The sequence below is a fragment of the Stutzerimonas sp. Brlt_14 genome, from assembly GCF_051948915.1.
GTDB classification, from domain to species: domain Bacteria; phylum Pseudomonadota; class Gammaproteobacteria; order Pseudomonadales; family Pseudomonadaceae; genus Stutzerimonas; species Stutzerimonas stutzeri.
Window position 1 is genome coordinate 333,527 of record NZ_JAYJLM010000006.1, and the last position, 23,226, is coordinate 356,752.

Annotated in this window: 21 protein-coding genes; 7 read left to right on the plus strand and 14 right to left on the minus strand. The window is 64.8% G+C overall.

What is annotated here, in order from left to right; all coding sequences use genetic code 11:
- Window positions 1-82 precede the first annotated feature (82 nt).
- The 7 genes from VF716_RS16795 to VF716_RS16825 form a co-directional block, all read right to left on the minus strand.
- A complete protein-coding gene (locus tag VF716_RS16795) occupies window positions 83-1,294 on the minus strand; it encodes an aldose 1-epimerase family protein (RefSeq protein WP_125852736.1) in 1,212 nt (403 codons plus the stop codon).
- A gap of 125 nt (window positions 1,295-1,419) precedes the next feature.
- Window positions 1,420-1,980: a histidine phosphatase family protein gene (locus VF716_RS16800; RefSeq protein ID WP_011911540.1), complete on the minus strand. Its 561-nt coding sequence runs from the start codon at window positions 1,978-1,980 to the stop codon at window positions 1,420-1,422.
- A 111-nt stretch (window positions 1,981-2,091) separates the two neighbouring features.
- Window positions 2,092-2,514, minus strand: a complete 423-nt coding sequence (locus tag VF716_RS16805; protein ID WP_011911539.1) for an HPF/RaiA family ribosome-associated protein — start codon at window positions 2,512-2,514, stop codon at window positions 2,092-2,094.
- 60 nt (window positions 2,515-2,574) lie between these two features.
- Window positions 2,575-3,885, minus strand: coding sequence for an NTP/NDP exchange transporter (locus VF716_RS16810; RefSeq protein WP_125856136.1), 1,311 nt, complete (start codon window positions 3,883-3,885; stop codon window positions 2,575-2,577).
- A gap of 10 nt (window positions 3,886-3,895) precedes the next feature.
- Window positions 3,896-4,813: an aldo/keto reductase gene (locus VF716_RS16815; RefSeq protein WP_125884110.1), complete on the minus strand. Its 918-nt coding sequence runs from the start codon at window positions 4,811-4,813 to the stop codon at window positions 3,896-3,898.
- Between the two features lie 450 nt (window positions 4,814-5,263).
- The gene (locus VF716_RS16820; protein WP_239330284.1) at window positions 5,264-6,898 is read right to left on the minus strand and encodes a methyl-accepting chemotaxis protein; all 1,635 of its coding nucleotides are present in this window, start codon (window positions 6,896-6,898) and stop codon (window positions 5,264-5,266) included.
- Entirely contained in the window at window positions 6,879-7,046 is a 168-nt protein-coding gene (locus VF716_RS16825; protein WP_013981455.1) for a hypothetical protein, read from the minus strand. The genes VF716_RS16820 and VF716_RS16825 overlap by 20 nt, the downstream gene beginning before the upstream one ends.
- Window positions 7,047-7,238: 192 nt before the next feature.
- Between VF716_RS16825 and VF716_RS16830 the strand changes: the two genes are divergently transcribed.
- On the plus strand, window positions 7,239-9,260 hold the full coding sequence (locus VF716_RS16830; RefSeq protein ID WP_125865542.1) for an FIST N-terminal domain-containing protein: 2,022 nt from the start codon (window positions 7,239-7,241) through the stop codon (window positions 9,258-9,260).
- Here VF716_RS16830 and VF716_RS16835 read toward each other — a convergent pair.
- Window positions 9,257-11,182, minus strand: coding sequence for a RecQ family ATP-dependent DNA helicase (locus VF716_RS16835; RefSeq protein ID WP_125856140.1), 1,926 nt, complete (start codon window positions 11,180-11,182; stop codon window positions 9,257-9,259). The genes VF716_RS16830 and VF716_RS16835 overlap by 4 nt on opposite strands.
- A gap of 294 nt (window positions 11,183-11,476) precedes the next feature.
- On the opposite strand from VF716_RS16835, the gene VF716_RS16840 reads away from it, so the two are divergent.
- Window positions 11,477-11,719, plus strand: a complete 243-nt coding sequence (locus VF716_RS16840; protein ID WP_013981452.1) for a DUF2790 domain-containing protein — start codon at window positions 11,477-11,479, stop codon at window positions 11,717-11,719.
- A gap of 74 nt (window positions 11,720-11,793) precedes the next feature.
- Here VF716_RS16840 and VF716_RS16845 read toward each other — a convergent pair whose 3' ends face one another.
- The 3 genes from VF716_RS16845 to hslO all read right to left on the minus strand — a co-directional run bounded on the left by VF716_RS16845 (window position 11,794) and on the right by hslO (window position 15,209).
- A complete protein-coding gene (locus tag VF716_RS16845; protein WP_013981451.1) occupies window positions 11,794-12,396 on the minus strand; it encodes a nitroreductase family protein in 603 nt (200 codons plus the stop codon).
- Window positions 12,397-12,558: 162 nt separating this feature from the next.
- Window positions 12,559-14,103, minus strand: coding sequence for a phosphoenolpyruvate carboxykinase (locus VF716_RS16850; RefSeq protein WP_440552804.1), 1,545 nt, complete (start codon window positions 14,101-14,103; stop codon window positions 12,559-12,561).
- A gap of 218 nt (window positions 14,104-14,321) precedes the next feature.
- Window positions 14,322-15,209, minus strand: a complete 888-nt coding sequence (hslO, locus tag VF716_RS16855) for an Hsp33 family molecular chaperone HslO (protein WP_126189262.1) — start codon at window positions 15,207-15,209, stop codon at window positions 14,322-14,324.
- A gap of 196 nt (window positions 15,210-15,405) precedes the next feature.
- Between hslO and VF716_RS16860 the strand changes: the two genes are divergently transcribed.
- The gene (locus VF716_RS16860) at window positions 15,406-16,197 is read left to right on the plus strand and encodes a phosphatase PAP2 family protein (protein WP_440552805.1); all 792 of its coding nucleotides are present in this window, start codon (window positions 15,406-15,408) and stop codon (window positions 16,195-16,197) included.
- On the opposite strand, the gene VF716_RS16865 is transcribed toward VF716_RS16860, so the two are convergent.
- On the minus strand, window positions 16,194-16,592 hold the full coding sequence (locus tag VF716_RS16865; RefSeq protein ID WP_440552806.1) for an RNA-binding S4 domain-containing protein: 399 nt from the start codon (window positions 16,590-16,592) through the stop codon (window positions 16,194-16,196). The two genes, VF716_RS16860 and VF716_RS16865, sit on opposite strands and share 4 nt — an antisense overlap.
- A 101-nt stretch (window positions 16,593-16,693) precedes the next feature.
- Here VF716_RS16865 and rimB point away from each other — a divergent pair, with 101 nt between their 5' ends.
- Window positions 16,694-17,161 (plus strand): retropepsin-like aspartic endopeptidase RimB, encoded by a 468-nt coding sequence (gene rimB / locus VF716_RS16870; protein WP_014821964.1) that lies wholly within the window; start codon window positions 16,694-16,696, stop codon window positions 17,159-17,161.
- Window positions 17,158-18,063 (plus strand): 30S ribosomal protein S6--L-glutamate ligase, encoded by a 906-nt coding sequence (gene rimK / locus VF716_RS16875; protein ID WP_011911526.1) that lies wholly within the window; start codon window positions 17,158-17,160, stop codon window positions 18,061-18,063. The genes rimB and rimK overlap by 4 nt, the downstream gene beginning before the upstream one ends.
- Window positions 18,064-18,085: 22 nt before the next feature.
- On the opposite strand, the gene VF716_RS16880 is transcribed toward rimK, so the two are convergent.
- Both VF716_RS16880 and ompR read right to left on the minus strand, forming a co-directional pair.
- A complete protein-coding gene (locus VF716_RS16880; RefSeq protein ID WP_011911525.1) occupies window positions 18,086-19,417 on the minus strand; it encodes an ATP-binding protein in 1,332 nt (443 codons plus the stop codon).
- Window positions 19,418-19,493: 76 nt separating this feature from the next.
- The gene (gene ompR, locus VF716_RS16885) at window positions 19,494-20,228 is read right to left on the minus strand and encodes an osmolarity response regulator transcription factor OmpR (protein ID WP_045633100.1); all 735 of its coding nucleotides are present in this window, start codon (window positions 20,226-20,228) and stop codon (window positions 19,494-19,496) included.
- Between the two features lie 225 nt (window positions 20,229-20,453).
- On the opposite strand from ompR, the gene VF716_RS16890 reads away from it, so the two are divergent.
- Both VF716_RS16890 and VF716_RS16895 read left to right on the plus strand, forming a co-directional pair.
- The gene (locus VF716_RS16890; protein ID WP_440552807.1) at window positions 20,454-22,766 is read left to right on the plus strand and encodes a Tex family protein; all 2,313 of its coding nucleotides are present in this window, start codon (window positions 20,454-20,456) and stop codon (window positions 22,764-22,766) included.
- Between the two features lie 2 nt (window positions 22,767-22,768).
- Window positions 22,769-23,158: a PaaI family thioesterase gene (locus VF716_RS16895; protein WP_053527124.1), complete on the plus strand. Its 390-nt coding sequence runs from the start codon at window positions 22,769-22,771 to the stop codon at window positions 23,156-23,158.
- The last annotated feature ends 68 nt before the right edge of the window (window positions 23,159-23,226 follow it).

Genomic DNA, 23,226 nt, shown 5'->3' on the forward strand with positions numbered 1-23,226 from the left:
ATTTGCCATAGCGACGAACGGTTTACCTCCACGCAGACAACGAAGCGGCCTGAGCCGCCCAGCCGGAGCCGACCATGGCCGCCTAGTCCTTGCTCAGGTCGACCAGCGGTTGCTCGCGCACCTCGGTTTCCCGTCCTGCCTGCAATGCCTCGATTCGCTGGCGCACGCGTTCCACTGCAGCGCTGTCGGCCAGCAGTTCGTAGCTCACCCGGAAATGTTTCTGCTCGCCCGGCTCGATCTTCGGCACCAGGCCGAGGGCACGCTGATAGCGGCGGTTGTAGGAATAGCTGGTGCCCGGCTCCAATCCGGTGACGTAACCCTGCTGCTCGGTATCGGTGTTCTTCCACAGCGAGAAAACCGGCAGCTCGCCGGTATTGAAGCCCACACTGACCCCCAGGCTGCCGGCACGGTTGTGCAGCATGGTGAGGGTTTCGCCTTGCTCGTCGGCATACGGCACCAGGTTGAATACCGTCTCGTCGTAGTCCCTGGTGGGCCCGCGGTAGCGCTGCCAGTCGTTCAGTTCATTCGCCGCGCGCGGGTTGAACGGCGATACCTGCTTGACCGGCGCAACGAAGCGCGCCCCTTCCTCCAGCAGCGGCGTGCCGAAGTTGGTGTGGTACAGCGCCTGATATTCCTTGGCATAGTCGCCCTGGTTGGTCAGGGTGTCGTGCAGCGAGAAGCCGGCGCGCCCCGGCTCGGTGCTGAGCTCAGTGTGAATGGCGAAGTCGAGCTTCTTGAAAGCCTTTTCCTGCAACTCGCCGCGCAGGCGGATGGCGTACGGCGGCTTTTCGTCAATGGTCAGCACAACGCGTGAAGCCGGAATGTTGGCTGCACGGCCATGCAGCGTAAGCAGCTCACCGTTGTCCTCGCCCGGATGCCCGACCCATTCGAAGCCACAGCGGGTCACCAGCTCGTTGAAGCCCTCGAGCCATCCCAGACCGCCGCGCCCGTTGAGTTCGATGAAGGCCGGATTGACCACCTCCTGCACCGGCGAATCCCAACCCAGCCGGACGTCACCGGCAACCGCTTCGAGCACGTTCATGCCACGCGTGGGGACGACTGTCATGCGCATGGTGCCATTGTCGATCTCGATCAGGCTGACCCCTTCCTGCCGCCCGCCGTGCAGCGTGCGCATGCTGACCGAAAACGGCTTTGCCGAATCGATGCCCAGTTCCTCGCTGGTGACGCGCCAGTTTTTCGCGGGCTTGTCGTGGTCGATCAGAACCTGTTCCCAGGCCATGGCCGGAGTAGCCAGGCAGATGCTCAGGCCGAGCAGGCGTTGCAAACGTGTCATGAGTGTTCCCTTTGTTGTTATGCCTCCCGCACACGTTAGCTGAAACGTTTCATCTGGCAAGCCAAAGCGACTCTCGCCGCCTTGCAACTGTGAAGGGGCCATCGACCTGCTGATTTTTTTCTGAGCTATGCGCGGGTGTAACGGCTCGGCTGCCAGTAGCCCGAAAGCAGTGGAAACATGGGGCCCTTCCAGCCCCGTCGGCGCAGCTCGCGAGCGATCAGCGCGTTCATGATCTTGTGGCCCATCAGCAGCACGCTGCCATGTTCCTCAGCGAGTGCGATCAGCCGATCCGCCGCCGCACGGGCTCGTTCGGTTGATTCGCCGACAGGCTCGGTGTGACTGGAGAAGCCGAGAAACCAGGCGCCACGGAATACCAGTCGCCAGAACCGCGAGGGCAGCAATGGCAGGCCCCAGTCCGGATAGGGCAGATGGGCCTCGGCAAACAGCGGGTCGGGCTCCTGGCAACAATCGCAGGCCAGCTGGGAACGCGATTCGACGCAGCGCTGCAACGAACTGCACACCACGATGCCCACCGACCCGGCCAGCTCCACCAGGCTATCCGGACGCTCGCCCGTGGCCACCGCCGCGGCGTTGTAGCGCGCAACCCAGGCTTTCATCCCGATCGGCGTGCTCCAGCGTGCCGCGCCATGGTCGGGTCTGCCGTGCCGCACGAGGATGATCTGCATGTCTGTAAACCGGGACGGATCGAGTGATATCGCCTGCTGCATCATCGCGATGCGAGACGCGGGAAGATCTGAGTAGTGCGAGTCGCCCCGACCGCAGCCGGGGCGTCGTGCTCACTTGTCGAGCTCGCTCTGCTTTTCCAGGAACTCCTCTTCCAGCATCGCGTCCTTGACGGATTGCGGCGGCTCGTCCAGCAGCGGATCGTTCAGTTCACCGCTGGATTGCACGCGAGTGTCCAGCTTGCCCATCAGGTTCTCCAACGCGTGCTGCATCTTGTCGGCCGCGCCATCGACCGCCAGCTGCAGCGATTCGGCCTTGTGCGTGACCGACACCGCCTGATGCCCCTTCGGCCGCGCCTCGATCTGGCAGCGCTTGTCGTCGGCACCCGCCTTCTGCGCATTCTCGTCGCTGATATGCACTTCCACACGGGTGAGAAAATCGTCGAAGCGCTCGAGCCGATCCTCTACCGTCGTGCCGACCCACTCATGCAATTCGACACTGCCGGGAATGTGGTTGCTGTTGACCTGAACATGCATACGAGTACTCCTGATAGATGACGTACCTACTAGAGTTCGAGGCGTACGCGGGGTCGAGGTTCAGCGGCTTCGTCCGGGAGCAGACTGCACCGCCGCTTTACGATCGGCCTGGCCGCCGATAAACCAGCCCACCACGCCCCAGATCGCGGCGCAGACAGCGCCCACCACGGCCACCAGCCAGGCGCCGTGGCCGAGGCTGTCGAGCAGGCTCTTGGCCCAGCCGCTCAGCGCATCGCCGCCGCGATAGACCACGGTGTCGATGAAGTTCTTCGCCTTGTACTTGCTCTGCGCATCCAGCGGTGCGAAAAGCATCTCGCGCCCCGGGCGGACGAAGGCGTACTCGCCGATCCGGCGCACGATCATCACCGCCGCCAGCACGGCGAAGGTCGGCGCCAGCGCCAACCCGACGAAGCCCAAACAGACCAGCGCCGGCACGGCGGCAAGCAGCACGCGCACGCCCAGACGCTGGGCAATGCGCCCGGTGATGAACAACTGCGACAGCAGCGCGCCGGCCTGCACCACGAAATCGATGGCGCCGAACACCCGCACCTGCCCGACACGGTCGGGAAACAGCTCGGCAACCAGGCGCGCCTGTTCGAAATAGAGGAAGGTGCTGGCTGTGGTCAGCAACAGCACGAACACCGCGACGCCCAGCAGATAGCGCGATCCCAGCACCCGCGTCAGGCCGCTGAACGGGTTGCCGGCCACCGGCCGCTTCGGGCTTTCCGCGTGCTCGGCACCGGGCCGACCGGCGCCGTGTACCTCGCGCCAGGTCATCAGGAAGTGCTTGAGCGCCACCGCGGCTAGCAGGAGCAGCGCCGCCAGCAGCATCAGCCCGAACTGCCCGAGCACGCCGACCAACAGCGCGCTTGCCGCGGGGCCGACGAGGCCGCCCACGCTGGCCCCGGCAGCGATGAAGGCGAACAGCCGGCGTGCCTGCGGCGCATCGAACACATCAGCCATCAGGCTCCAGGCCACCGAGACCACGAACAGGTTGTAGACCGAGATCCACACATAGAACACACGCGCCAGCCAGACGCTGTCACGCAACGCGAAGAACAGCGCGGCAAACAGCAGCAGGTTGAGGCAGAAGAAGCCGTACACCCAGTCGATGTAATGGATGCGCGCCACCCGCGAGTTGAGCCAGGCGAACAGCGGCACCGCCACCAGCATGGCAACGAAGGTCGCGGTAAACAGCCACTGCAGATTCTCCACGCCGCCCTGAATGCCCATGGACTCGCGGATCGGGCGCAGCATGAAGTAGCCGGCGAACAGGCAGAAGAACAGGCCGAAGCCGGCCAGCGCCGCGCGCAGTTCGCCGGGGCGGGCGTTGATCAGCGCGGCGAGGCGCGCGGCGGAGGCGACGGGCATGCGGCCCGGCTCAGCGGAAGGCGTCGACGATCATCTGCCGCTGCCGCGCGTCGGGCAGACGGCCCTGGCCGGCGAGCAGGTTGTCGGCCATGTAGCGCGGATTGGAGGTGGCCGGGATGACCGCCGTCACCGCCGGCTCGGCGAGGATGAACTTGAGCAGCAGCTGCGCCCAGGAGCTGGCGTCGATCTCGGCGGCCCAGTCCGGCAACGGCTTGTCCCGGACCTTCGACAGCAGGTTGCCGCGGGTAAAGGGCCGGTTGATCAGGGTGGCGATGCCGTGGTCGGCACAGTAGGGCAGCAGCTGCTTCTCGGCGTTGCGCTCGCTGACCGAATAGTTGAACTGCACGAAGTCGACCTGCTCCTTTTTCAGCGTGTCCAGCAGGCGATCGTGGGCCGACTCCACATAGTGCGTCACGCCGATGTAACGCACCCGCCCCTCCTGCTTGAGCTCGCGCAGCGGGCCGAGTTGGGTGCGGGTGTCCTGCAGGTTGTGCACCTGGATCAGGTCGATGGTGTCGGTCTGCAATGCCTCGAAACTCGCATCGATCTGCGCCAGGCCGCGCTCGCGTCCGGTCGAGGACACCTTGCTGGCAAGAAAGACCTTGTCGCGCTGGCCCAGGCGGTTGACCAGTTCGCCGACGACGCGCTCGGCATTGCCGTAGCTCGGCGCGGTGTCGATCAGCGAGGCACCGCCTTCCACCATCACCCGCAGCACCTCCAGCAGGCGGTCCATCTGTGGGTCATCGAGGCTCACGTTATGCGTAATGGAGGTACCGAGACCGATCACGGGCAGCGTTTCACCGGTGGCAGGAATGGCTCGCCGCAGCACGCCCTGGGCGGCGAAGCTCAGCGCAGGCAGCAGCGGGCCGAGGGCAGCGAGCGTGGCGATCAGGGCGGAACGTTGCAGCAGCTGACGGCGCGTGAACATGAGCAAATCCTCCAAATTTGGCAAGCTGACCTGCATGACCCGGCCCATGAGTATGGTCGAGCCATGCAGGCTCGCGAGCCAGCTGGCGTACCGGAGCTTTTCTCGATGTTTCAGTCACGCTGGGTAGCTACACCCAACCCAGACACTCGCGACGAGCAGCGGCAATAAGCCTCCATTTAGGTTCTACTGCGCCGCTCGATGTCCGCAGCAGAACAGCGGGCACAATAGATGAGGCCGCCATGTCCTTTTCGCTTCGCCAGCCACGCGAACAGAACACAGTAACAAGCTCGCAGTCACCTCTTCGCGCAAAACAGACGAACCCTGCCGTCGGGTTAGGCGCCCTCAGCTACGCGGTCGGACTGCTGCTGGTGCTTGTCCTGAGCCTACTCCTGCTGCCTGCGGACAGCGGCTTGGGCAGGTTGTTGTGGGGGTCGTTGTAGTACGACGCGATCACGTACGGAACCGCCCGACTAGGTCAGCCAGCGTCTTAGCCAAGCCGGAAAGCTGTTGGCTGGCGAGCTTGCCCTGGGATGAATAGGTCGCCGCCTCATTCGACAGATCGCGGATGTCAGTGATGTTGCGGGCAATCTCCTCCGTGACGCAGCTCTGCTCCTCACATGCAGTAGCGATCTGCGCGGCCATGTCGTTGATGCGCTGTACCGACGCCGACGCCTCTGCCAGCACCTGATCGACCCCCTCGGCCCGTTCGACACTGTCGCGCGCCTTGCTGCTGCCGGTATGCATCGCCTGCACCGCCTTGTCGACGCCGCTCTGCAGCCGCTCGATGCGGGACTGGATATCCTTGGTCGAGTCCTGCGTCCGCGCCGCCAGCGCCCTCACCTCATCGGCCACGACAGCAAAGCCGCGGCCCTGCTCGCCAGCGCGCGCCGCCTCGATGGCAGCATTGAGCGCGAGCAGATTAGTCTGCTCGGCAATACCACGGATCACCTCGAGAACCGCTCCGATGCTGGCGGTCTCGTCGGCCAGCGCGCCGATGGTCTGCGACGCGCCTTCGACATCCTGCGCCAGTTGGCGGATCGATTGAATGGTGCTGCCGACCACCGCCGCACCTTGGTTGGACTGCATATGTGCCGCATGCGCGGCGTCCGAAGCATGCTGCGCGTTGAGCGCAACCTCATGCACCGCCGCGCTCATTTCGGTCGCTGCCGTAGTCACCTGATCGACGGCGGCGTGTTCGCTGCTGATCAGGCGGTCATTGGTCTCAGCCATGCTGGCCATGCCACGAGCAGCGGTTTCGACCTCGGCAGTGACGCGTCCAACCTCCGCGATCAACGGCTGCAGCTTGTCGAGAAAGCGGTTAAAGGCTGTGCCGAGCTGGCCCAGTTCATCGGCAGAGCGCACCTCAAGGCGAGCCCGCAGGTCGCCATCGCCTTCGGCGATCTGCTGCAGGCGGTCAAGCAGCCGCCGCATCGGCCGCAGCACCACCAACGGGAGGCCAAGAATCAGCACAACGCAGCCTAGCAGGCCGATCAGCAACACCACCCCTTGCTGGGTCGCGGTGGCCGCGCCCTCGGCCAATGCGGCCTGGCCCTCGGCATCGGCTGCAGCCTCTTCCAGTTCGCCGAGCTTGTCGATGGCGTCGCGCATGGCGTTGAAGCGCGACTCGCTGTCGCCAAAGCTCAATGCACTGGCAGCCTGAGGATTCTGTTCGACCTGCTCTATTACACGCTTGGACACCGTCGACCATTGCTCGAAACCGCGGTTGAACTGCTCGACCAGGGCCAGCGCGTCACGGCCGGGCTGCATGGCAGCATATTTCTGCACCCGATCGTAGGCCTGCTTGAGGTTCTCCGCGTGGCTGGCTTTGAGCGCCTGGACGTGTGCGCCGGCATCGCTGTCCAGCAAACTGCGCTCGGCGACGAAAGCCTGATAGAGATCGCGGTCGGCATTGAGCAGCAAGCCGATCGCTGGTAGATGCCGAGTAGCCAGCAACTCGCTGGAATCTGCGACTCGCTCAATGCCACGCATACCGACGGCGCCCATCAGCACCAGCAGAATGGCAAGCGCAGAGATAGGCAGAGTGATTTTCCAACGGAATCCGAGATCACTGAACAGGCGAGTCATGGCATCGCTCCTTGGGAGGCTTGTCCTTGGCTATCGGCCGCAACGTCTGCGGCAAGAGGTCGCTGGTCGACAATTGCATAACCACAGCAACCGGCAGTTGAGCCATATCAAACGCCGTCACTGACAAAAGCGTGGCCAGGTTGCCCATTCAGTACTTCCGGATGAAGACCATGGTGGTATGGCGATCCCCGGCTCGGCGGCCGATAACCTGGCTGTCAGCGACGCCACCGCACGGCCTACAGAGCGCCGTTCCGGCTGCCGATAACGATGAACAGCCTGCGATGGCTAGTGCGGGAGCGGCCGAGTTTCCCGCTCCGTCCCTCAAGCGTGAGTACTGCCCATGATTTCGTTCTCCCGTTTCAAGCCTGGCCATACGCAATCCAGCGGTACGGCGAGCCTGCTCTGCACGGCGTCGCAACTGAGCCAGCAGTTAACGGCCCTGCGCTTCGAGCCGACATACATCGCCGGTTTCGTCTCGCCGCACGTCGACCTGGACGCTGTCGCGCGGCAGGTATCGCAGCGCTTTCCACGGGCGACGATCAGCCTGTGCACCACTGCCGGCGAGCTGTCCAGCGAGGGCCAGCGGCTCTACTGCGCCGCCGGCGCGCAATGGGATCGGGTGGTATTGCAGCTGTTCGACGCCAGCGTCATCGCGGCCGCGGAGATCGTCCGGGTACCGCTAGAGTGCGAGGATATCCGCGGCCAGGGCCAGCGCCTGCCCATGAGCGAGCGCATCGCCCGGCTCACGGCATCGATCAAGCGCGTGCAGGTATCGATGAAGATCGACTACCGCGACACCCTGGCCAACATCTTCTTCGACGGCCTGTCCGCCTCGGAGTCGTTCTTCATGGAAGCGCTGTACGAGTCAGGGCGCTTCCCCTGTCTGTTCGTCGGCGGCTCGGCGGGCGGCAAGCTGGATTTCCAGCGCACGCAGTTGCACGACGGCCAGCGCAGCTACCAGAACCACGCACTGATCGTCTTTCTCAAGTGCGCCCGTAACGTCCGCTTCGGGGTGTTCAAGAGCCAGAACTTCGAGCCCACGCCGCTCAGTCTGAGCGTGCTCAGCGCCTCCCTGGAGGATCGCTACATCAGCCAGGTGGTCGATGCCCGCGGCAACATTCGCAGCATGGTCCAGGCGCTGTGCGAGGCGCTGCGGTGCGTGCCGCAGGAGCTGGAACAGCGGCTCGCCGACTATTCCTTCGCCATCCGCGTCGGCGAGGAGGTGTTCGTCCGTTCGATTTCGCAGATCGACTTCGCCAACGAACGAGTCCACCTGTTCTGCGACGTGGCCCCAGGTGAGGAGCTGATCATGGTCAAGCGCACGCCGCTGGCCGAAACCACCCGCCGCGACTATCAGCAGTTCATGCGCAACAAGCCCGGCAAGCCGCTGGTGGGCATCCTCAACGACTGCATCTTGCGCCGGCTGAACAACGAGCAGGCACTCGGCGGCATGGACCCGGTGTTCGACGACGTACCGGTGGCCGGTTACTCGACCTTCGGCGAGATCCTCGGTCTCAATCTCAACCAGACGCTGACCGCGGTGTTCTTCTTCCGCACCAACGGCAAGGACGAGTTCCACGACGAATACACCGACAACTTCATCGCCTACCACGGTGAATTCAAGGCGTTCTTCCTGCGTCGGCAGATCAAGAAGCTCACCGGCCTGAGCCAGGTGGTGGTCAAGCAGATCGAGCAGTTCAAGCGCCAGGACTACAGCAGCGCGGTGGACATCAACGGCCTCGACGAGCATATCCGCCCGGTGTTCCGCGGCCTGGCCGACCTTGGCCAGGTGCTCTCGCAGGCTGACGAGGAGCGCCGCTCGATGTCCGAACAGCTGAGCCAGTGCGCCACCGAGCTGCACGGTTCGATGGATGACCTGACGCTGAACATCAACCAGCAGGGCACCGTCATCGAGCAGGCCGGCAGCTCGGTCAAGCAGATGGTTCACCAGGCCGACGAGGTGGTCAGCAGCGCCCGCGACCTGGCGCAGTCGAGCCAGCGAATCCAATCGGTGGTGCAGACCATCCAGCAGATCGCCGGGCAGACCAACCTGCTGGCGCTCAATGCGGCGATCGAGGCAGCGCGGGCCGGCGACATGGGGCGCGGTTTCGCGGTGGTGGCCGACGAGGTGCGCAAGCTGGCCGAAATCACCGGCAGGAACGCCGAGGAGATCGGTACGGATATCGACCGTCTGGCCAGCGAAATCCGCGCGGTGGCGCAGCACATCGAGGCGCAATCGGCGGGCGTCGGCTCGCTTACCGGCCTGCTCGACGCGCTGGAGAACTCCAGCAACCTGACGGCGGACACATCGCGGCAGACCAAGGGCGTGGCCGACCGGCTGATCGGCCTGACCGCGCGCTAACCTGCCAGGCGCGCACGAACCTCGGCGTAGGGATAGGCCTCCAGCGAGGCGAAACCGGGGAGCTGGCGCGCCTTGAGCTTGGCGAACACCGGTACGCTGATGCCGCAGAGAAAGCGCGTCAGGCACTCGGCGCTCGGCGCACCGCCCTTGAGCTGCGTGTAGCGCTGACTGAATTCGGCGCAGCGGGCGGCCAGGTCGATCTGCTCCAGCGGCGCCAGTGTCGGCGGTTCCGGCAGCTTCGCGACCTGTCCGCGGCAGACCGAGCAATGCCCACAGCGCTGTGGTGCCTGGCGATCACCGAAATAGGCGGCCAGTCGCTGGCTCAGGCATTCGGCGGATTCGAACAGGGCCAGCATGTTGTCGATGCGGGCGATCTCGCTGGCTTCGTGCTCCTTGAAGTAGGCGTGCAGCTCGCCGCTCAGAGCCTCGGCATCGAAGCGCGTGTCGAGCAGCGCGTAGACCTCGGTCATCTGCTTGCTCTCGAGCTCGATCCAGCCCTTCTCCTGGAAATATTCCAGCGCCTTGACCACCCGCGCGCGGTCGGCGCCGTGCTGCCCGTAAAGCGCTTCGAAATCCAGCGTGCACCAGGTCCGCGCCCGCGCCGAGGTGTGCACGATGGCTTCGACGAACTGTCGCCGCTCGCCTTCGAACTTCGCTACCAGCGCCTCGGGCTCGAGCAGGTACTTGAAGCGGTACTCGGCGAAGTAGGCAAAACGCGGTGCGATGATGCCGCGCAGCTCCAGCTGCACCAGCAGGGTTTTCAGCGGCAGTTGGCGGATGTTGCTCTGATCGGACAGCTGGTTGAGCATCAGCTCCCATTGCCCCCCGGCGCCGGCCTGCAGCAGCTCGTCGAGCACGCAGCGGATGCCCTCGCGTTCCGGCGTATCGCCGTAGACGAAGTTCTGCAACACGCTGAGGCTGTCGCGATTGGCCAGCACCAGGCAATCCGAAGCGTTGCCGTCGCGCCCTGCCCGACCAATTTCCTGACTGTAATTTTCCACCGACTTGGGCAGGTCGTAGTGCACCACATTGCGGATATCGGCCTTGTCGATGCCCATGCCGAACGCGATGGTGGCGACGATGCAATTCAGTTCACCTGCCATGAAGCGCCGCTGGATCGATTCACGCAGCTCGTGCGCCATGCCCGCGTGGTAGGCGCTGGCCGGAAAGCCCCGTTGCGCCAGGTGTTCGGCAATCTGCTCGGCGGCCTTCTGCTGGGTGACATAAACGATGGTCGGTTGCCCCGCCCTGTCCGTCAGCCATTCCACCAGCCGGCGCTGCTTGTTGAAGCCGCTGACCGGCTCCACCAGCAGATTGAGATTGGGCCGGTAGAAGCCGGTGGTCACCACGTCCGGGGAGGAGATGGCGAACTTGCGCTGCATGTCGGCGATCACCGGCGGCGTCGCGGTGGCGGTCAGCAGCAGCACCTGGGGAATGTTGAACTGGCGCTGGTAGTCGGGGAGCTTGAGATAGTCCGGGCGAAAGTTGTGGCCCCACTCGGAGATGCAGTGCGCCTCGTCCACCACCAGCAGGGAGATCGGCACCTGGCTGATGAAGTGGCGGAAGCGCTCGTTCTTCAGCCGCTCCACCGAGATCATCAGGATCTTCAGCTCGCCGGACTTGGCGCGGGCCATGGTCTCGCTCGTCTGCTCGCGGCTCTGCGCCGAGTCGATGCTGGCGGCGGCAATGCCATGGCGGTGAAGGAACGCCAGCTGGTCCTGCATCAGCGCCAGCAAGGGTGAGACCACCAGGGTCAGGTGCGGCAACAGCAGCGCCGGCAGCTGGTAGCACAGGGATTTGCCCGAGCCGGTAGGAAAGATCGCCGCCGCAGAGCGCCCCGCCACTACGGCGCGAATGGCCTGCTCCTGGCCGGCGCGGAAGCCGTCGTAGCCGAATGTCTGCCTGAGGGTCTGTTCGATCATGCGGCGTCGCTCCTGTGACGGGAGGCAGGAGGGTAGCAAAAGACAGCAGAGGGCACTGCGCATCGACCCGCCTCGTCGGCCGGGTGCGACGCCGAGGCTCCTTGGGGACGGTGCAGCAGCGGAACGGCCAGGCATTTCCATCAATCGCGCGGATTGGAAACCGCAATTACCGTTAGGCGCCTATCTACTTCTACGATGCCTGAGCTCCTGACAACAAGCACAAGCGACGCCGGGTCAGGTGATCCGGCAGGCAAAAACAGGACGGACCTATGAACCAGAACAGGATGCCCCGCCATGCGTGCAACCCTTATTGCCACTGCCCTGCTGTTTACCTCGCTGGCCCAGGCTGATGATGCCAAGGCTCAGCCCTACACCTACGGCACCCGACTGGATGTCGCCTCGGTGCTGTCGGTGAAGATCAAGCCGACCCCCTACTGCGAGGTGACCGACGCGGAGATGACCTATCGCGATTCCACCGGTACCGAACGCAAGCTGGCCTACCGGACGCTGTCCGAGGCCTGCAGGAATCAGAACTGAGCGCCACGAACAGGGACGCTGGGGCCGGGCGGGAGCACGCAACGCGCCGTCCCGCCGGGTCTTGATGAGCGCGATCAGAAGCGGTCGCGAATCACCACCTCGTCGAACGGCAGCTTGCCGACACGCGGCTTCGGCTCGGCGGCGCGCTTGCCCACCGCGACCATCAGCGCGATGACATGGTTGTCCGGCAGGTTGATCAGCTTGCCGACCGCATCGAAATCGAAGCCATCCATGGGGCAGGAATCCAGGCCCTTGGCCCGTGCCGCGAGCATCAGCGTCTGCGCCATCAGACCGCAGCTGCGCATGGCCTCGTCACGCTGCACCTGCGGCTTGCCGCGGTAATAGGCATCGATGGCGCCGGCCATGTAGTCCTGCACCTCGCTCGGTGCGCCTTCCCAGACGCGGCGGACATTCTTTTCCCAGCTGTCGACCTGGGCGCAGATCACCACCAGCATCGAGGCGTCGGTCATCTGCGCCTGGTTCCAGCCCACCTCGCGGATCTGCGCGCGCAGCGCCGGGTCGCTGACCTCGACGAACCGCACATGCTGCAGATTGAAGGCAGAAGGCGCCAGCAGCGCCAGTTGCAGCAGCTCGTCCTTTTCTTCACGGCTCAGCTGGAAGCTGGGGTCGTAGGCCTTGACGGCGCGGCGGGTGCGAATGGCTTCTTCGGTATGCATGGCGAGTCCTCACGGGAGAAAGGTGGCGCCATGCTAAGGGTGTCGACCGATCGAATCCACGGGACTTCACCGATCACAATCATCGAGCCGCTCGATGCGTTTCCGGTGCTGCATAAACGAAAAGCCGCCCGAAGGCGGCTTTTCGATGACTCGGCAGGCAGCTTAGAGCTGCGGACCGGCGTTGCGGATGGCGTCGGAAACATCGAACTTCTTGAAGTTATCGATGAACTTGCCAGCCAGTTCCTTCGCGGCCTGGTCGTAGGCACTCTTGTCGGCCCAGGTGTTGCGCGGGTTCAGCAGCTGGGTATCGACGCCGGCAACGGCCTTCGGCACGTCCAGGTTGATGATCGGCAGGTGCTCGGTTTCGGCACCGATCAGCGCGCCGCTCTGGATCGCGGCGATCACCGCACGGGTGGTCGGAATGTTGAAGCGCTTGCCGACACCGTAGCCACCACCGGTCCAACCGGTGTTGACCAGATAGACCTTGGAGCCGAAGCCGTTGATGCGCTTGATCAGCAGCTCGGCATATTCACCGGCCGGACGCGGGAAGAACGGCGCACCGAAGCAGGTGGAGAAGGTCGACTTGATGCCGCTACCCGAACCCATTTCGGTGGAACCGACCAGCGCGGTGTAGCCGGACAGGAAGTGGTAGGCAGCCTGCTCGTTGTTCAGGATCGATACGGGCGGCAGTACGCCGGTCAGGTCGCAGGTCAGGAAGATCACCGCATTCGGCTCGCCGCCGAGGTTCTTCTCGGAACGCTTCTCGACATGCTGCAGCGGGTAGGCCGCGCGGCTGTTCTGGGTCAGGCTGGCATCGGCGTAGTCCGGCAGACGGGTGCGCTCGTCGAGCACCACGTTCTCCAGTACGGCACCGAACTTGATGGCCTTCCAGATCACCGGCTCGTTCTTCTCGGACAGGTCGATGCACTTGGCGTAGCAACCGCCTTCGATGTTGAACACGCGGCCAACGCCCCAGCCGTGTTCGTCGTCACCGATCAGGTAGCGGCTCTCGTCGGCCGACAGGGTGGTCTTGCCGGTACCGGACAGACCGAAGAACAGGGTGGTGTCGCCGTCTTCGCCGATGTTGGCGGCGCAGTGCATCGGCAGCACGTCGACGTCCGGCAGCAGGAAGTTCTGCACGGAGAACATGGCTTTCTTCATTTCACCGGCGTACTGCATGCCGGCGATCAGCACCTTCTTCTCGGCGAAGTTGATGATCACGCAGCCATCGGAATTGGTGCCGTCACGCTCGGGTACGCACTGGAAGAACGGGGCGTTGAGGATGCGCCACTCGCTCAGACCGGCCGGGTTGAACTGCTCGGGGGTAATGAACAGGCAGCGGCCGAACAGGTTGTGCCAGGCGGTCTCGGTGGTCATCTTGACCGGCAGGTAGTGCTCGGGATCGGCACCGACATGGACATGGGACACGAAGCTGTCACGCTCGCCGATATAGGCTTCGACGCGGCTCCACAGGGCTTCGAAGTTGCCCGCCGGGAACGGACGGTTGATCGGGCCCCAGGCGATCTTGTGCTGGGTGCTGGGCTCTTCGACGATGAAGCGGTCAGCCGGAGAACGACCCGTGCGGTGCCCGGTCTTCACCACCAGAGAGCCATTGGCGGACAGTTCGCCCTCTCCGCGCTTGACGGCTTCTTCAATCAGTTGAGCGGTGCTGATGTCGGTGTACACGGCGTTGGTGGCTTGCGTCATGAGTGTTCCCGTCGGCCCTGGGCCGATTCCTCCATGCTGTTGTAGCCCGCCAAAGAGCGAACTACATCGAAAAAAGTGCGCGCGATTATGCCAGATAATGCGCCGCGCTGGGTATGAGGCCGTGATGGCCAAATAGTTCATTACCTGGCTACCGTTCCACCCCCGCCTCGTTCCCATCCCACCAGCACCAACGGCTGACAGGCGCGCAGCCGCTGACTTCAGTGACGCGTGTCCGATGGGCTGTCGCTGCCACCCCCGGCGAACAGCTGGGCCACATCGGCAGCGTCGTAGGTGTATTTCTCGTTGCAGAACTGGCAATCGATACTCACCGCCCCGCCCTGCTCGGCCACGAGCTGCTGCGCATCTTCCTCACCCAGGCTGATCAATGCACGAGCCGAGCGCTCGCGCGAACAGCTGCAGCGGAAACGGATCGGCAGTGCATCGAACAGGCGCAGCTGCTCTTCGTGATAGAGACGGTGCAACACCGTCTCGCCATCCAGGCCCAGCAACTCTTCGGCTGTCAGCGTATCGGCAAGGGTACGCAGGTGCTGCCAGCTGGCGTCGCGCTCCTCGGCATCCCGGATGCGGTCGGCCGGCAGCTGCTGCAACAGCAATCCACAGGCGCGACGGCTGTCGGCATTGAGCCAGAAGCGCGTCGGCAGCTGCTCGGAAGCGGCGAAGTAGTTGGTCAGGCATTCCGCCAGATTGACGCCATCCAGATCGACGATGCCCTGATAGCGCTGACCATTGGCGGGGTCGACGGTGATCGCCAGCATGCCTTCGGGCATCAGCTCGCCCAGGGTGGCACCAGCCTGGATCTGCTCGGCATGGTAGCGGGCGATACCGCGCACATCACGGGCGCTGGAACACTCGACCATCAACAGCGGCACGGCGCCGCTGGAGCGCGCCTGGAGAATCAACAGCCCGTCGAACTTGAGCGTGCCAACCAGCAAGGCAGCGGCAGCCAGCAATTCGCCAAGCAGCTGAGCGACGGGTTCTGGGTAGCTGTGCTTGGCCAGGACATGCTGGAAGCTCTGGTCTAGCGTGGCGATCTCGCCGCGAACATCGGAATCATCGAAGAGAAAACGCTGGGTCTGGTCGGACATGCCGGGGCTCGCAGGAAACGGCGGAGGAAGCGGCGATTTTAGGCACAAAGCAAGCGCGGACCAAGGGTGACCGCCGGATGGCAGCCCGAAGCCCGCCGAAGCTGAACCGCGGCTGAACGGCTGGCAGATGGCCAGGACAGGCGCAATGGCGCGCACTACCATCGCGCGCCATCGAAATCCGCAGTCGAAATCAGCCATGTCCATGACTACCCCGCAGGCCCGCTGGCGCCCGCTGCCATTGCTCGTCTCGCATCTGTTCGCCGGGCTGCTGTTGCTCAGCTGGCTATGGCCGACCACCCGGGCGTTATGGGACGCCGTCGACCACGCAGTGTTTCACCTGCTCAACGGCTCGCTAGGGGCTGTCGGATGGTGGGACTGGCTGTGGGCGCTGAGCAGTATTCGCGTATTCGACATCCTTGTCGGCGCGCTGCTGCTGACCCTGCTGATTCGCCGCGACTGGCTGTTCGCCCAGCACCAGCTGCGCCCGGCGCTATTCACCTTCATCGGCTTGTTGCTGGTGCTGCTGGTCATCCGCGTGCTGGTGACCAAACTGGCCAGCCACTTCGGCTGGCAGCATGCCAGTCCGTCGCTCGAGATCCCCGCTGCCTACCACCTGAGCGATCACTTTCCGCTGCTCGAGCGGGTGTTCGAACTCAAGGATCGCTCCAGCCGCAGCTTCCCTGGCGACCACGCCTCGGTGCTGCTGATCTGGGGCCTGTTCATGGCGCTGTTTGCCCGTGGCGCACGGCTCGCCGTGGTGCTAGGCGTCACGCTGCTGTTCATGCTGCCGCGCCTGGTCGCCGGCGCGCACTGGTTCAGCGACGATTTCGTCGGCGGCCTGCTGATCGCAGCGCTGGCACTCGGCTGGGGTTATTGCACGCCGGTCGCCGCGCATATCGCGGCACTGCTGCAATGGATCGCCCGCCCGCCGATGCAGCTTGCCGGCAAATTACCGCTGCTACGACGCATGGCTGTGCTGCGTGACTAGCCAGGTTTGAAATCGCGCAGCAGCTGGATCTGCCGACGCTGCTTCTTGCTCGGCCGGCCGTCGGTCTGCATGCCGAGAGCACCTGCCTTGCGCTGGGCTGCCGCTTCCTCGCGAGCGGCCAGACTCTGCGGCGTCTCTTCATAGAGCGTCTGCGCCTCGGGTGCGCCGCGGCGCACCGCCGACAGCGCGCGGATAACCACCGTACGCGCGTCGAAGCCAACGCGAATCACCAGCTCATCGCCGATCTTCGGTTCCTTGCTCGGCTTGCAACGCTCGCCGCGACAGTGCACCTTGCCACCTTCGATGGCCGCCTTGGCCAACGCGCGGGTCTTGAAGAAGCGCGCGGCCCACAGCCACTTGTCCAGGCGCACCTTGTCGTCGTCTTTTTCAGCCATCGTCCAGCTCTAACTCCTACACATCGTTCTAGGGTGTTACAGACGGATGCAGTTGTCATGCACCCCAACTAGAATGCCGGCAAATTCTTCGGACACGCCCATTGAAGAGACTCGACCCCCACACCGTGATCGGACTGCGTGAATGGATCGCCCTGCCGGATCTCGGCGTGGTGGGCCTGCGCGCCAAGGTCGATACCGGGGCCAGCACCTCGGCGCTGCACGCCACCGACATCAGCGAATTCGAACGCGATGGGCAGCGCTGGGTTCGATTCACCGCGCACCTGGGCACGCTGGTGCAGCGCCGCCATCGCTGCGAGGCGCCGCTGGTCACCCGCAAGCTCATCAAGAGTTCCAATGGCCAGGTCCAGACCCGCTACGTGGTGCGCACCCTGCTGGCGCTGGGCAGCCATGTCTGGCCGGTGGAGTTCACCCTGACCTGCCGCAAGACCATGCGCTACCGCCTGCTGCTCGGCTCCAAGGCGCTGGTCGACGGCCAATGGCTGATCGATCCGTCGCGAACCTATATCCAGGACAAACCCCAGATCCTCACTTCTTCCGGTGCTCAATGAAAATCGCCGTGCTGTCGCGCAATCCGCGCCTGTATTCCACCCGTCGTCTGGTCGAAGCCGGCGAGCAGCGTGGCCATGAAGTGGTGGTGATCGATACGCTGCGTGCGTACATGAACATTGCCAGTCACAAGCCGCAGATCCACTACCGCGGCAAGCCGCTGGAGGGCTTCGACGCGGTGATCCCGCGCATCGGCGCCTCGGTGACCTTCTATGGCTGCGCGGTGCTGCGCCAGTTCGAGATGCAGGGGGTGTTCCCGCTCAACGAGTCGGTGGCCATCGCCCGCTCGCGCGACAAGCTGCGCGCCCTGCAACTGCTGTCGCGCCGCGGAGTCGGCCTGCCGGTGACCGGCTTCGCCCACTCGCCGGACGACATCCCCGACCTGATCCGCATGGTCAACGGCGCCCCGCTGGTGATCAAGGTGCTGGAAGGCACCCAGGGCATCGGCGTGGTGCTCTGCGAAACCGAGAAGGCCGCCGAGTCGGTGATCGAGGCCTTCATGGGCCTCAAGCAGGACATCATGGTGCAGGAGTACATCAAGGAAGCCGGCGGCGCCGATATCCGCTGCTTCGTGGTTGGCGACAAGGTCATCGCCGCGATGAAGCGTCAGGCCAAGCCTGGGGAATTCCGCTCCAACCTGCACCGCGGTGGCTCCGCCAGCCTGATCAAGATCACCCCGGAAGAGCGCATGACCGCCATTCGCGCCGCCAAGGTCATGGGCCTGAACGTCGCCGGCGTCGACATCCTGCGCTCCAACCACGGTCCGCTGGTGATGGAGGTCAACTCCTCGCCGGGCCTGGCCGGGATCGAGGAAACCACCGGCAAGGACGTCGCCGGGCTGATCATCCAGTACCTGGAAAAGAACGGCGGCCCGCACCTGACCCGCACCAAGGGCAAGGGCTGATCCCACCGCGCTGCGAGCCGGCTTATTCGGCCGGCTTGCCCTGCACCGCATCGCGCGGCAGCAGCAGCCCCAGCGGCAGGCTGACCCGTGCTTCCAGACCACCGCCCTCGCGATTGCGCAACTCGACCACCCCGCCATGCTGCGAGGCGATGCGCTTGACGATCGCCAGGCCCAGCCCGGCGCCCTGCCCGCCACGGGCACGATCGCCGCGAATGAACGGATTGAAGATGCCTTCCAGCTCGGCCGGATCGACCCCCGGGCCACGGTCCAGCACGCTGAGCACCACGTAGGGCGCGTGCTGGTCGCCGGAGACATAGGCAGCCACTTCGACGCCGCCACCGGCGTAACGCAGGGCGTTCTCGATCAGGTTCACCAGCAGGCGCTTGATCGACACCCGGCGCAGGGCGAACGGCGGCATCGGCTCGACGCACAGGCGCACGGTTTCCTGCTGCTGGTTATAGGGCGCCACCACCTCGCGGATCAGCTCGGCAAGGTCGGTGGTTTCCACCGGCTCGTCGCTGCCATCGCGGACAAAGGCGAGAAACTGGTCGAGGATGGCGTTCATGTCCTCGACGTCGCGGATCATGTCCTCGGTCAGCTCGTCATCACTGGCCATCAGCTCCAGCGACAGGCGCAGGCGCGTCAGCGGCGTGCGCAGGTCGTGGGACACCCCGGCCAGCATCAGCTCGCGCTCGCGACCGGCCTGCTCGACGTCTTCGGCCATCTGGTTGAAGGCACGGTAGACCTCGGTCATCTCGCTCGGCGTGTCGCTGATCGGCAGGCGGACGCGCCGGCCCTTGCCGATCTGCCGCGCGGCGAAGACCAGCCGCTTGAGCGGCAGGTTGAGCTGACTGACGAATATCCAGGCCGCGCCGGTGGACAGCAGGCCGATGCCCAGGAACCAGCCGAGCACGCTCCAGATGCGCTGGCCGCGCAGCGGATAGGCATAGAGCGGCACCTGCACCCAGTCCGGCCCCAGATTCGGCGCGCGCACCCAGATCGCCGTGGACGGCTGGATGCGCACGCGCACCTCGGTGTCGTCGCCCAGTTCGTCGCGCATCTGGCGCTGGAAGATCTCGGTGTAGGGCCAGTGATACTCGCTGCGCGGCACGTTCTGCTCGGCCACCAGTTGCAGGCCGGCGGCTCGGCCGATGCGGTCGCGGTCCTCCAGGTCGGCAGCCCAGTAGGCGCGCAGGGTCAGCGCCGCCCCGTGGCTGTACTGGCGGTCCACCAGCACGTCCTCGTTGGTCATCAGATAGACCAGCGTCAGGACCTTGGAGAACAGCACCACGATCAGCACCATCCACAGGGTGCGGGCGAAGAAGCTTTGCGGGAACCAGAGCGGAGTCTTCATGAAAAAGCGGCGGCAAGCCCGGGACGGCAGGTTGCGAGCCTGACACGCTCGCAGCCTGAAACAGGCCGCAGCCGACTCACTTGTTGCCGTCCGGCACGAATACGTAACCCACACCCCAGACGGTCTGGATATAGCGCGGCTTGGACGGGTCCGGCTCGATCAGCCGGCGCAGGCGGGAAATCTGCACGTCGATGGAGCGCTCCAGCGCATCCCACTCGCGGCCGCGGGCGAGGTTCATCAGCTTGTCCCGGGTCAGCGGCTCGCGGGCGTGCTGGACCAGCGCCTTGAGCACGGCGAACTCACCGGTGGTGAGCATGTGCACTTCGTTGCCCTTCTTCAGCTCACGGGTGGCCAGCGACAGCTCGTACTCGCCGAAGGTGACGGTCTCGTCCTCGCTGGCCGGTGCGCCAGGCACCTGCGGTGCCTGCCGGCGCAACACCGCACGGATGCGCGCGAGCAGCTCGCGGGGGTTGAAGGGCTTGGCCAGGTAGTCGTCGGCACCCTGCTCCAGGCCCTGGATGCGACTGGTCTCGTCGCCCTTGGCGGTGAGCATGATGATCGGAATCTGGTTGTTACCCTCACGCAGCCGGCGGCACGCGGAAAGCCCGTCCTCGCCCGGCATCATCAGATCGAGCACCACCAGCTGGAACAGCTCGCGACTGAGCAAACGGTCCATCTGCTCGGTGTTTTCCACGGTACGGACGCGGTAGCCCTGCTCGTCGAGAAAACGCTCGAGCAGACGTCGCAGACGGGCATCGTCATCGACGATGAGGATTTTTTCGCCTTCGCTGGCTGGCGCAGTGCTGCTCATGGAAACTCCCAGATGGTCGACGGCGCATTATTGCGCAGTGTGGATCGGCCCTACTGACAGCCATTGTTAGCAGATTTTTCGTCGAACGGCTGACTCCAGCAGCATCCGATCGTGACTGGCGGCCGCTCACCGGCAATCGGTTGAGGCCAATCGCCGCAGTTCCCCTATAATCGCCGGCTTTCGCGCAGGCCCGGCCTGCATGCCTTGACTGACCCAGGTAGGTTCATGGACAGCATCAATTCCCGTATCGCCAACGAGCTGGGCGTACGCCCGCAACAGGTCGCCGCCGCCGTGGCGCTGCTCGACGAAGGCTCCACCGTTCCCTTCATCGCCCGCTATCGCAAGGAAGTCACCGGCAGCCTCGACGATACCCAGCTGCGTAACCTGGAAGAGCGCCTGCGCTACTTGCGCGAGCTGGACGAGCGACGCGTCTCGATCCTCGCCAGCATCGAGGAACAGGGCAAGCTGACCCCCGAGCTCAAGCGCGAGATCGACCTCGCCGACACCAAGACCCGCCTCGAAGACCTCTACCTGCCCTACAAGCAGAAGCGCCGCACCAAGGGCCAGATCGCCCTGGAAGCCGGTCTCGGCGAGCTGGCCGATGCGTTGTTCGGCAATCCCGAGTTGAATCCTGAAAGCGAAGCCACCCGTTTTATCGACGCTGAGAAGGGCTTCGCCGATGTGAAGGCCGTGCTCGAAGGCGCCAAGTACATCCTCATGGAGCGCTTCGCCGAGGACGCCGACCTGCTGGCCAAGCTGCGGGACTTCCTCAAGCACAACGCCACCCTCAGTGCCCGCGTCGTACCGGGCAAGGAAACCGAAGGCGCCAAGTTCAGCGACTACTTCGAACACGACGAGGTGCTGAAGAACACCCCCTCGCACCGGGCATTGGCGATCTTCCGCGGACGCAACGAGGGCATCCTCAGCGTCAGCCTCAAGGTCGGCGATGAGACCCCGGGCAGCATGCACCCGGGCGAAGGCATGATCGGCGAGCGCTTCGGCATCGCCAACCGCGGCCGCGCCGCCGACAAGTGGCTGGCCGAGGTGGTGCGCTGGACCTGGAAGGTCAAGCTCTACACCAGCCTGGAAACCGACCTGCTCGGCGAGCTGCGCGACAAGGCCGAAGACGAGGCGATCTCGGTGTTCGCCCGTAACCTGCATGACCTGCTGCTGGCTGCGCCGGCCGGCCCGCGCGCGACCCTGGCGCTGGACCCGGGCCTGCGCACCGGCTGCAAGGTCGCAGTGGTCGACGCCACCGGCAAGCTGCTGGAAACCGCCACCGTCTACCCGCACGCCCCGCGCAACGACTGGGACGGCACCCTGGCAATCCTCGCCAAGCTGTGCGCCAAGCATGCCGTCGATCTGATCGCCATCGGCAACGGCACCGCCAGCCGCGAGACCGACAAGCTGGCGGGCGAGCTGATCAAGAAGGTACCGGGTCTGAAGCTCACCAAGATCATGGTCAGCGAAGCCGGCGCCTCGGTGTATTCGGCCTCGGAACTGGCGGCCAGGGAATTCCCGGATCTGGACGTCTCCCTGCGCGGCGCCGTGTCCATCGCCCGCCGCCTGCAGGATCCGCTGGCCGAGCTGGTGAAGATCGACCCGAAATCCATCGGCGTCGGCCAGTACCAGCACGACGTCTCCCAGCTCAAGCTGGCGCGTTCGCTGGATGCCGTGGTCGAGGACTGCGTGAACGCCGTCGGCGTCGACGTGAATACCGCTTCCGCCGCGCTGCTGGCCCGCATCTCCGGCCTCAACGCGACGCTGGCGCAGAACATCGTGCAGTTCCGCGATGCCAACGGTGCGTTCAAGTCTCGCAGCGAGCTGAAAAAGGTCCCGCGCCTGGGCGAGAAGACCTTCGAACAGGCCGCCGGATTTCTCCGCGTGATGAACGGCGACAACCCGCTGGACGCCTCGGCGGTGCACCCGGAAACCTATCCGCTGGTCAAGCGCATCGCTGCCGACACCGGTCGCGATATCCGCTCGCTGATCGGCGACTCGGCGTTTCTCAAGCGCCTAGACCCCAAGCAGTTCACCGACGAAACCTTCGGCCTGCCGACCGTCACCGACATCCTCAGTGAACTGGACAAGCCGGGTCGCGACCCGCGCCCCGAGTTCAAGACCGCCGAATTCCAGGACGGCGTGGAGAAGCTCAGCGATCTGGAGCCGGGCATGGTGCTCGAAGGCGTGGTGACCAACGTGACCAATTTCGGTGCCTTCGTCGACATCGGCGTGCACCAGGACGGTCTGGTGCACATCAGCGCGCTGTCGGAGAAGTTCGTCAAGGATCCCTACGAGGTGGTCAAGGCCGGCGACATCGTCAAGGTCAAGGTCATGGAAGTGGACATCCCGCGCAACCGTGTCGGCCTGTCCATGCGCATGAGCGACACGCCCGGCGAGAAGACCGACGGCCCGCGCGGCGGCAAGCCACGCGGCAACGCGCCGCGTAGCGAGCGTCATGCCAGGGAAGACAAGCCGGCACCGGCCAATGCCGCCATGGCCGCGCTGTTCGCCAACGCCAAGCAGCTGAGGAAGTAGGCATGAGCATTCAAGTCGAGGCGGTGGGTAACTCCAGCGCCTTCGGCCGCCTGCTCGGCCTGGAGATTCACCAGGTCGGCAATGGCGAGGCCGTGCTCAGCCTGTCCATGCACGACGGCCTGCGCAATCTGCACGGCAAGCTGCACGGCGGCGCGCTGTTTTCGCTGATCGACACCGCCATGGGCCAGGCCAGCCACAGCCTGGGCGATGGCTCGCCGAACAGCGTCACGCTCGAATGCAAGGTCAACTACATCCGCCCGGTGACCGATGGCGAGCTGCGTTGTCGCGCCTGGGTGGTGCACGGTGGCCGGCGGACCCAGGTGCTGGAAGCCGAAGTGCATCAGGGCAACAAGCTGATCGCCAAGGCCCAGGCGACCTTCGCCTGCCTCTAACGGCCTGTGCCACCAGCCGCTCGCGGAGTCGGCACGCCTGGCCTGTGGTCGAAGCAACGCTGCCTCTT

Coding starts and splice junctions, on each gene's coding strand:
- VF716_RS16795 (WP_125852736.1), bottom strand. CDS start 1,294: ATGACACGTTTGCAACGCCTGCTCGGCCTGAGCATCTGCCTGGCTACT.
- VF716_RS16800 (WP_011911540.1), bottom strand. CDS start 1,980: ATGCAGATCATCCTCGTGCGGCACGGCAGACCCGACCATGGCGCGGCA.
- VF716_RS16805 (WP_011911539.1), bottom strand. CDS start 2,514: ATGCATGTTCAGGTCAACAGCAACCACATTCCCGGCAGTGTCGAATTG.
- VF716_RS16810 (WP_125856136.1), bottom strand. CDS start 3,885: ATGCCCGTCGCCTCCGCCGCGCGCCTCGCCGCGCTGATCAACGCCCGC.
- VF716_RS16815 (WP_125884110.1), bottom strand. CDS start 4,813: ATGTTCACGCGCCGTCAGCTGCTGCAACGTTCCGCCCTGATCGCCACG.
- VF716_RS16820 (WP_239330284.1), bottom strand. CDS start 6,898: ATGACTCGCCTGTTCAGTGATCTCGGATTCCGTTGGAAAATCACTCTG.
- VF716_RS16825 (WP_013981455.1), bottom strand. CDS start 7,046: ATGGGCAACCTGGCCACGCTTTTGTCAGTGACGGCGTTTGATATGGCT.
- VF716_RS16830 (WP_125865542.1), top strand. CDS start 7,239: ATGATTTCGTTCTCCCGTTTCAAGCCTGGCCATACGCAATCCAGCGGT.
- VF716_RS16835 (WP_125856140.1), bottom strand. CDS start 11,182: ATGATCGAACAGACCCTCAGGCAGACATTCGGCTACGACGGCTTCCGC.
- VF716_RS16840 (WP_013981452.1), top strand. CDS start 11,477: ATGCGTGCAACCCTTATTGCCACTGCCCTGCTGTTTACCTCGCTGGCC.
- VF716_RS16845 (WP_013981451.1), bottom strand. CDS start 12,396: ATGCATACCGAAGAAGCCATTCGCACCCGCCGCGCCGTCAAGGCCTAC.
- VF716_RS16850 (WP_440552804.1), bottom strand. CDS start 14,103: ATGACGCAAGCCACCAACGCCGTGTACACCGACATCAGCACCGCTCAA.
- hslO (WP_126189262.1), bottom strand. CDS start 15,209: ATGTCCGACCAGACCCAGCGTTTTCTCTTCGATGATTCCGATGTTCGC.
- VF716_RS16860 (WP_440552805.1), top strand. CDS start 15,406: ATGTCCATGACTACCCCGCAGGCCCGCTGGCGCCCGCTGCCATTGCTC.
- VF716_RS16865 (WP_440552806.1), bottom strand. CDS start 16,592: ATGGCTGAAAAAGACGACGACAAGGTGCGCCTGGACAAGTGGCTGTGG.
- rimK (WP_011911526.1), top strand. CDS start 17,158: ATGAAAATCGCCGTGCTGTCGCGCAATCCGCGCCTGTATTCCACCCGT.
- VF716_RS16880 (WP_011911525.1), bottom strand. CDS start 19,417: ATGAAGACTCCGCTCTGGTTCCCGCAAAGCTTCTTCGCCCGCACCCTG.
- ompR (WP_045633100.1), bottom strand. CDS start 20,228: ATGAGCAGCACTGCGCCAGCCAGCGAAGGCGAAAAAATCCTCATCGTC.
- VF716_RS16890 (WP_440552807.1), top strand. CDS start 20,454: ATGGACAGCATCAATTCCCGTATCGCCAACGAGCTGGGCGTACGCCCG.
- VF716_RS16895 (WP_053527124.1), top strand. CDS start 22,769: ATGAGCATTCAAGTCGAGGCGGTGGGTAACTCCAGCGCCTTCGGCCGC.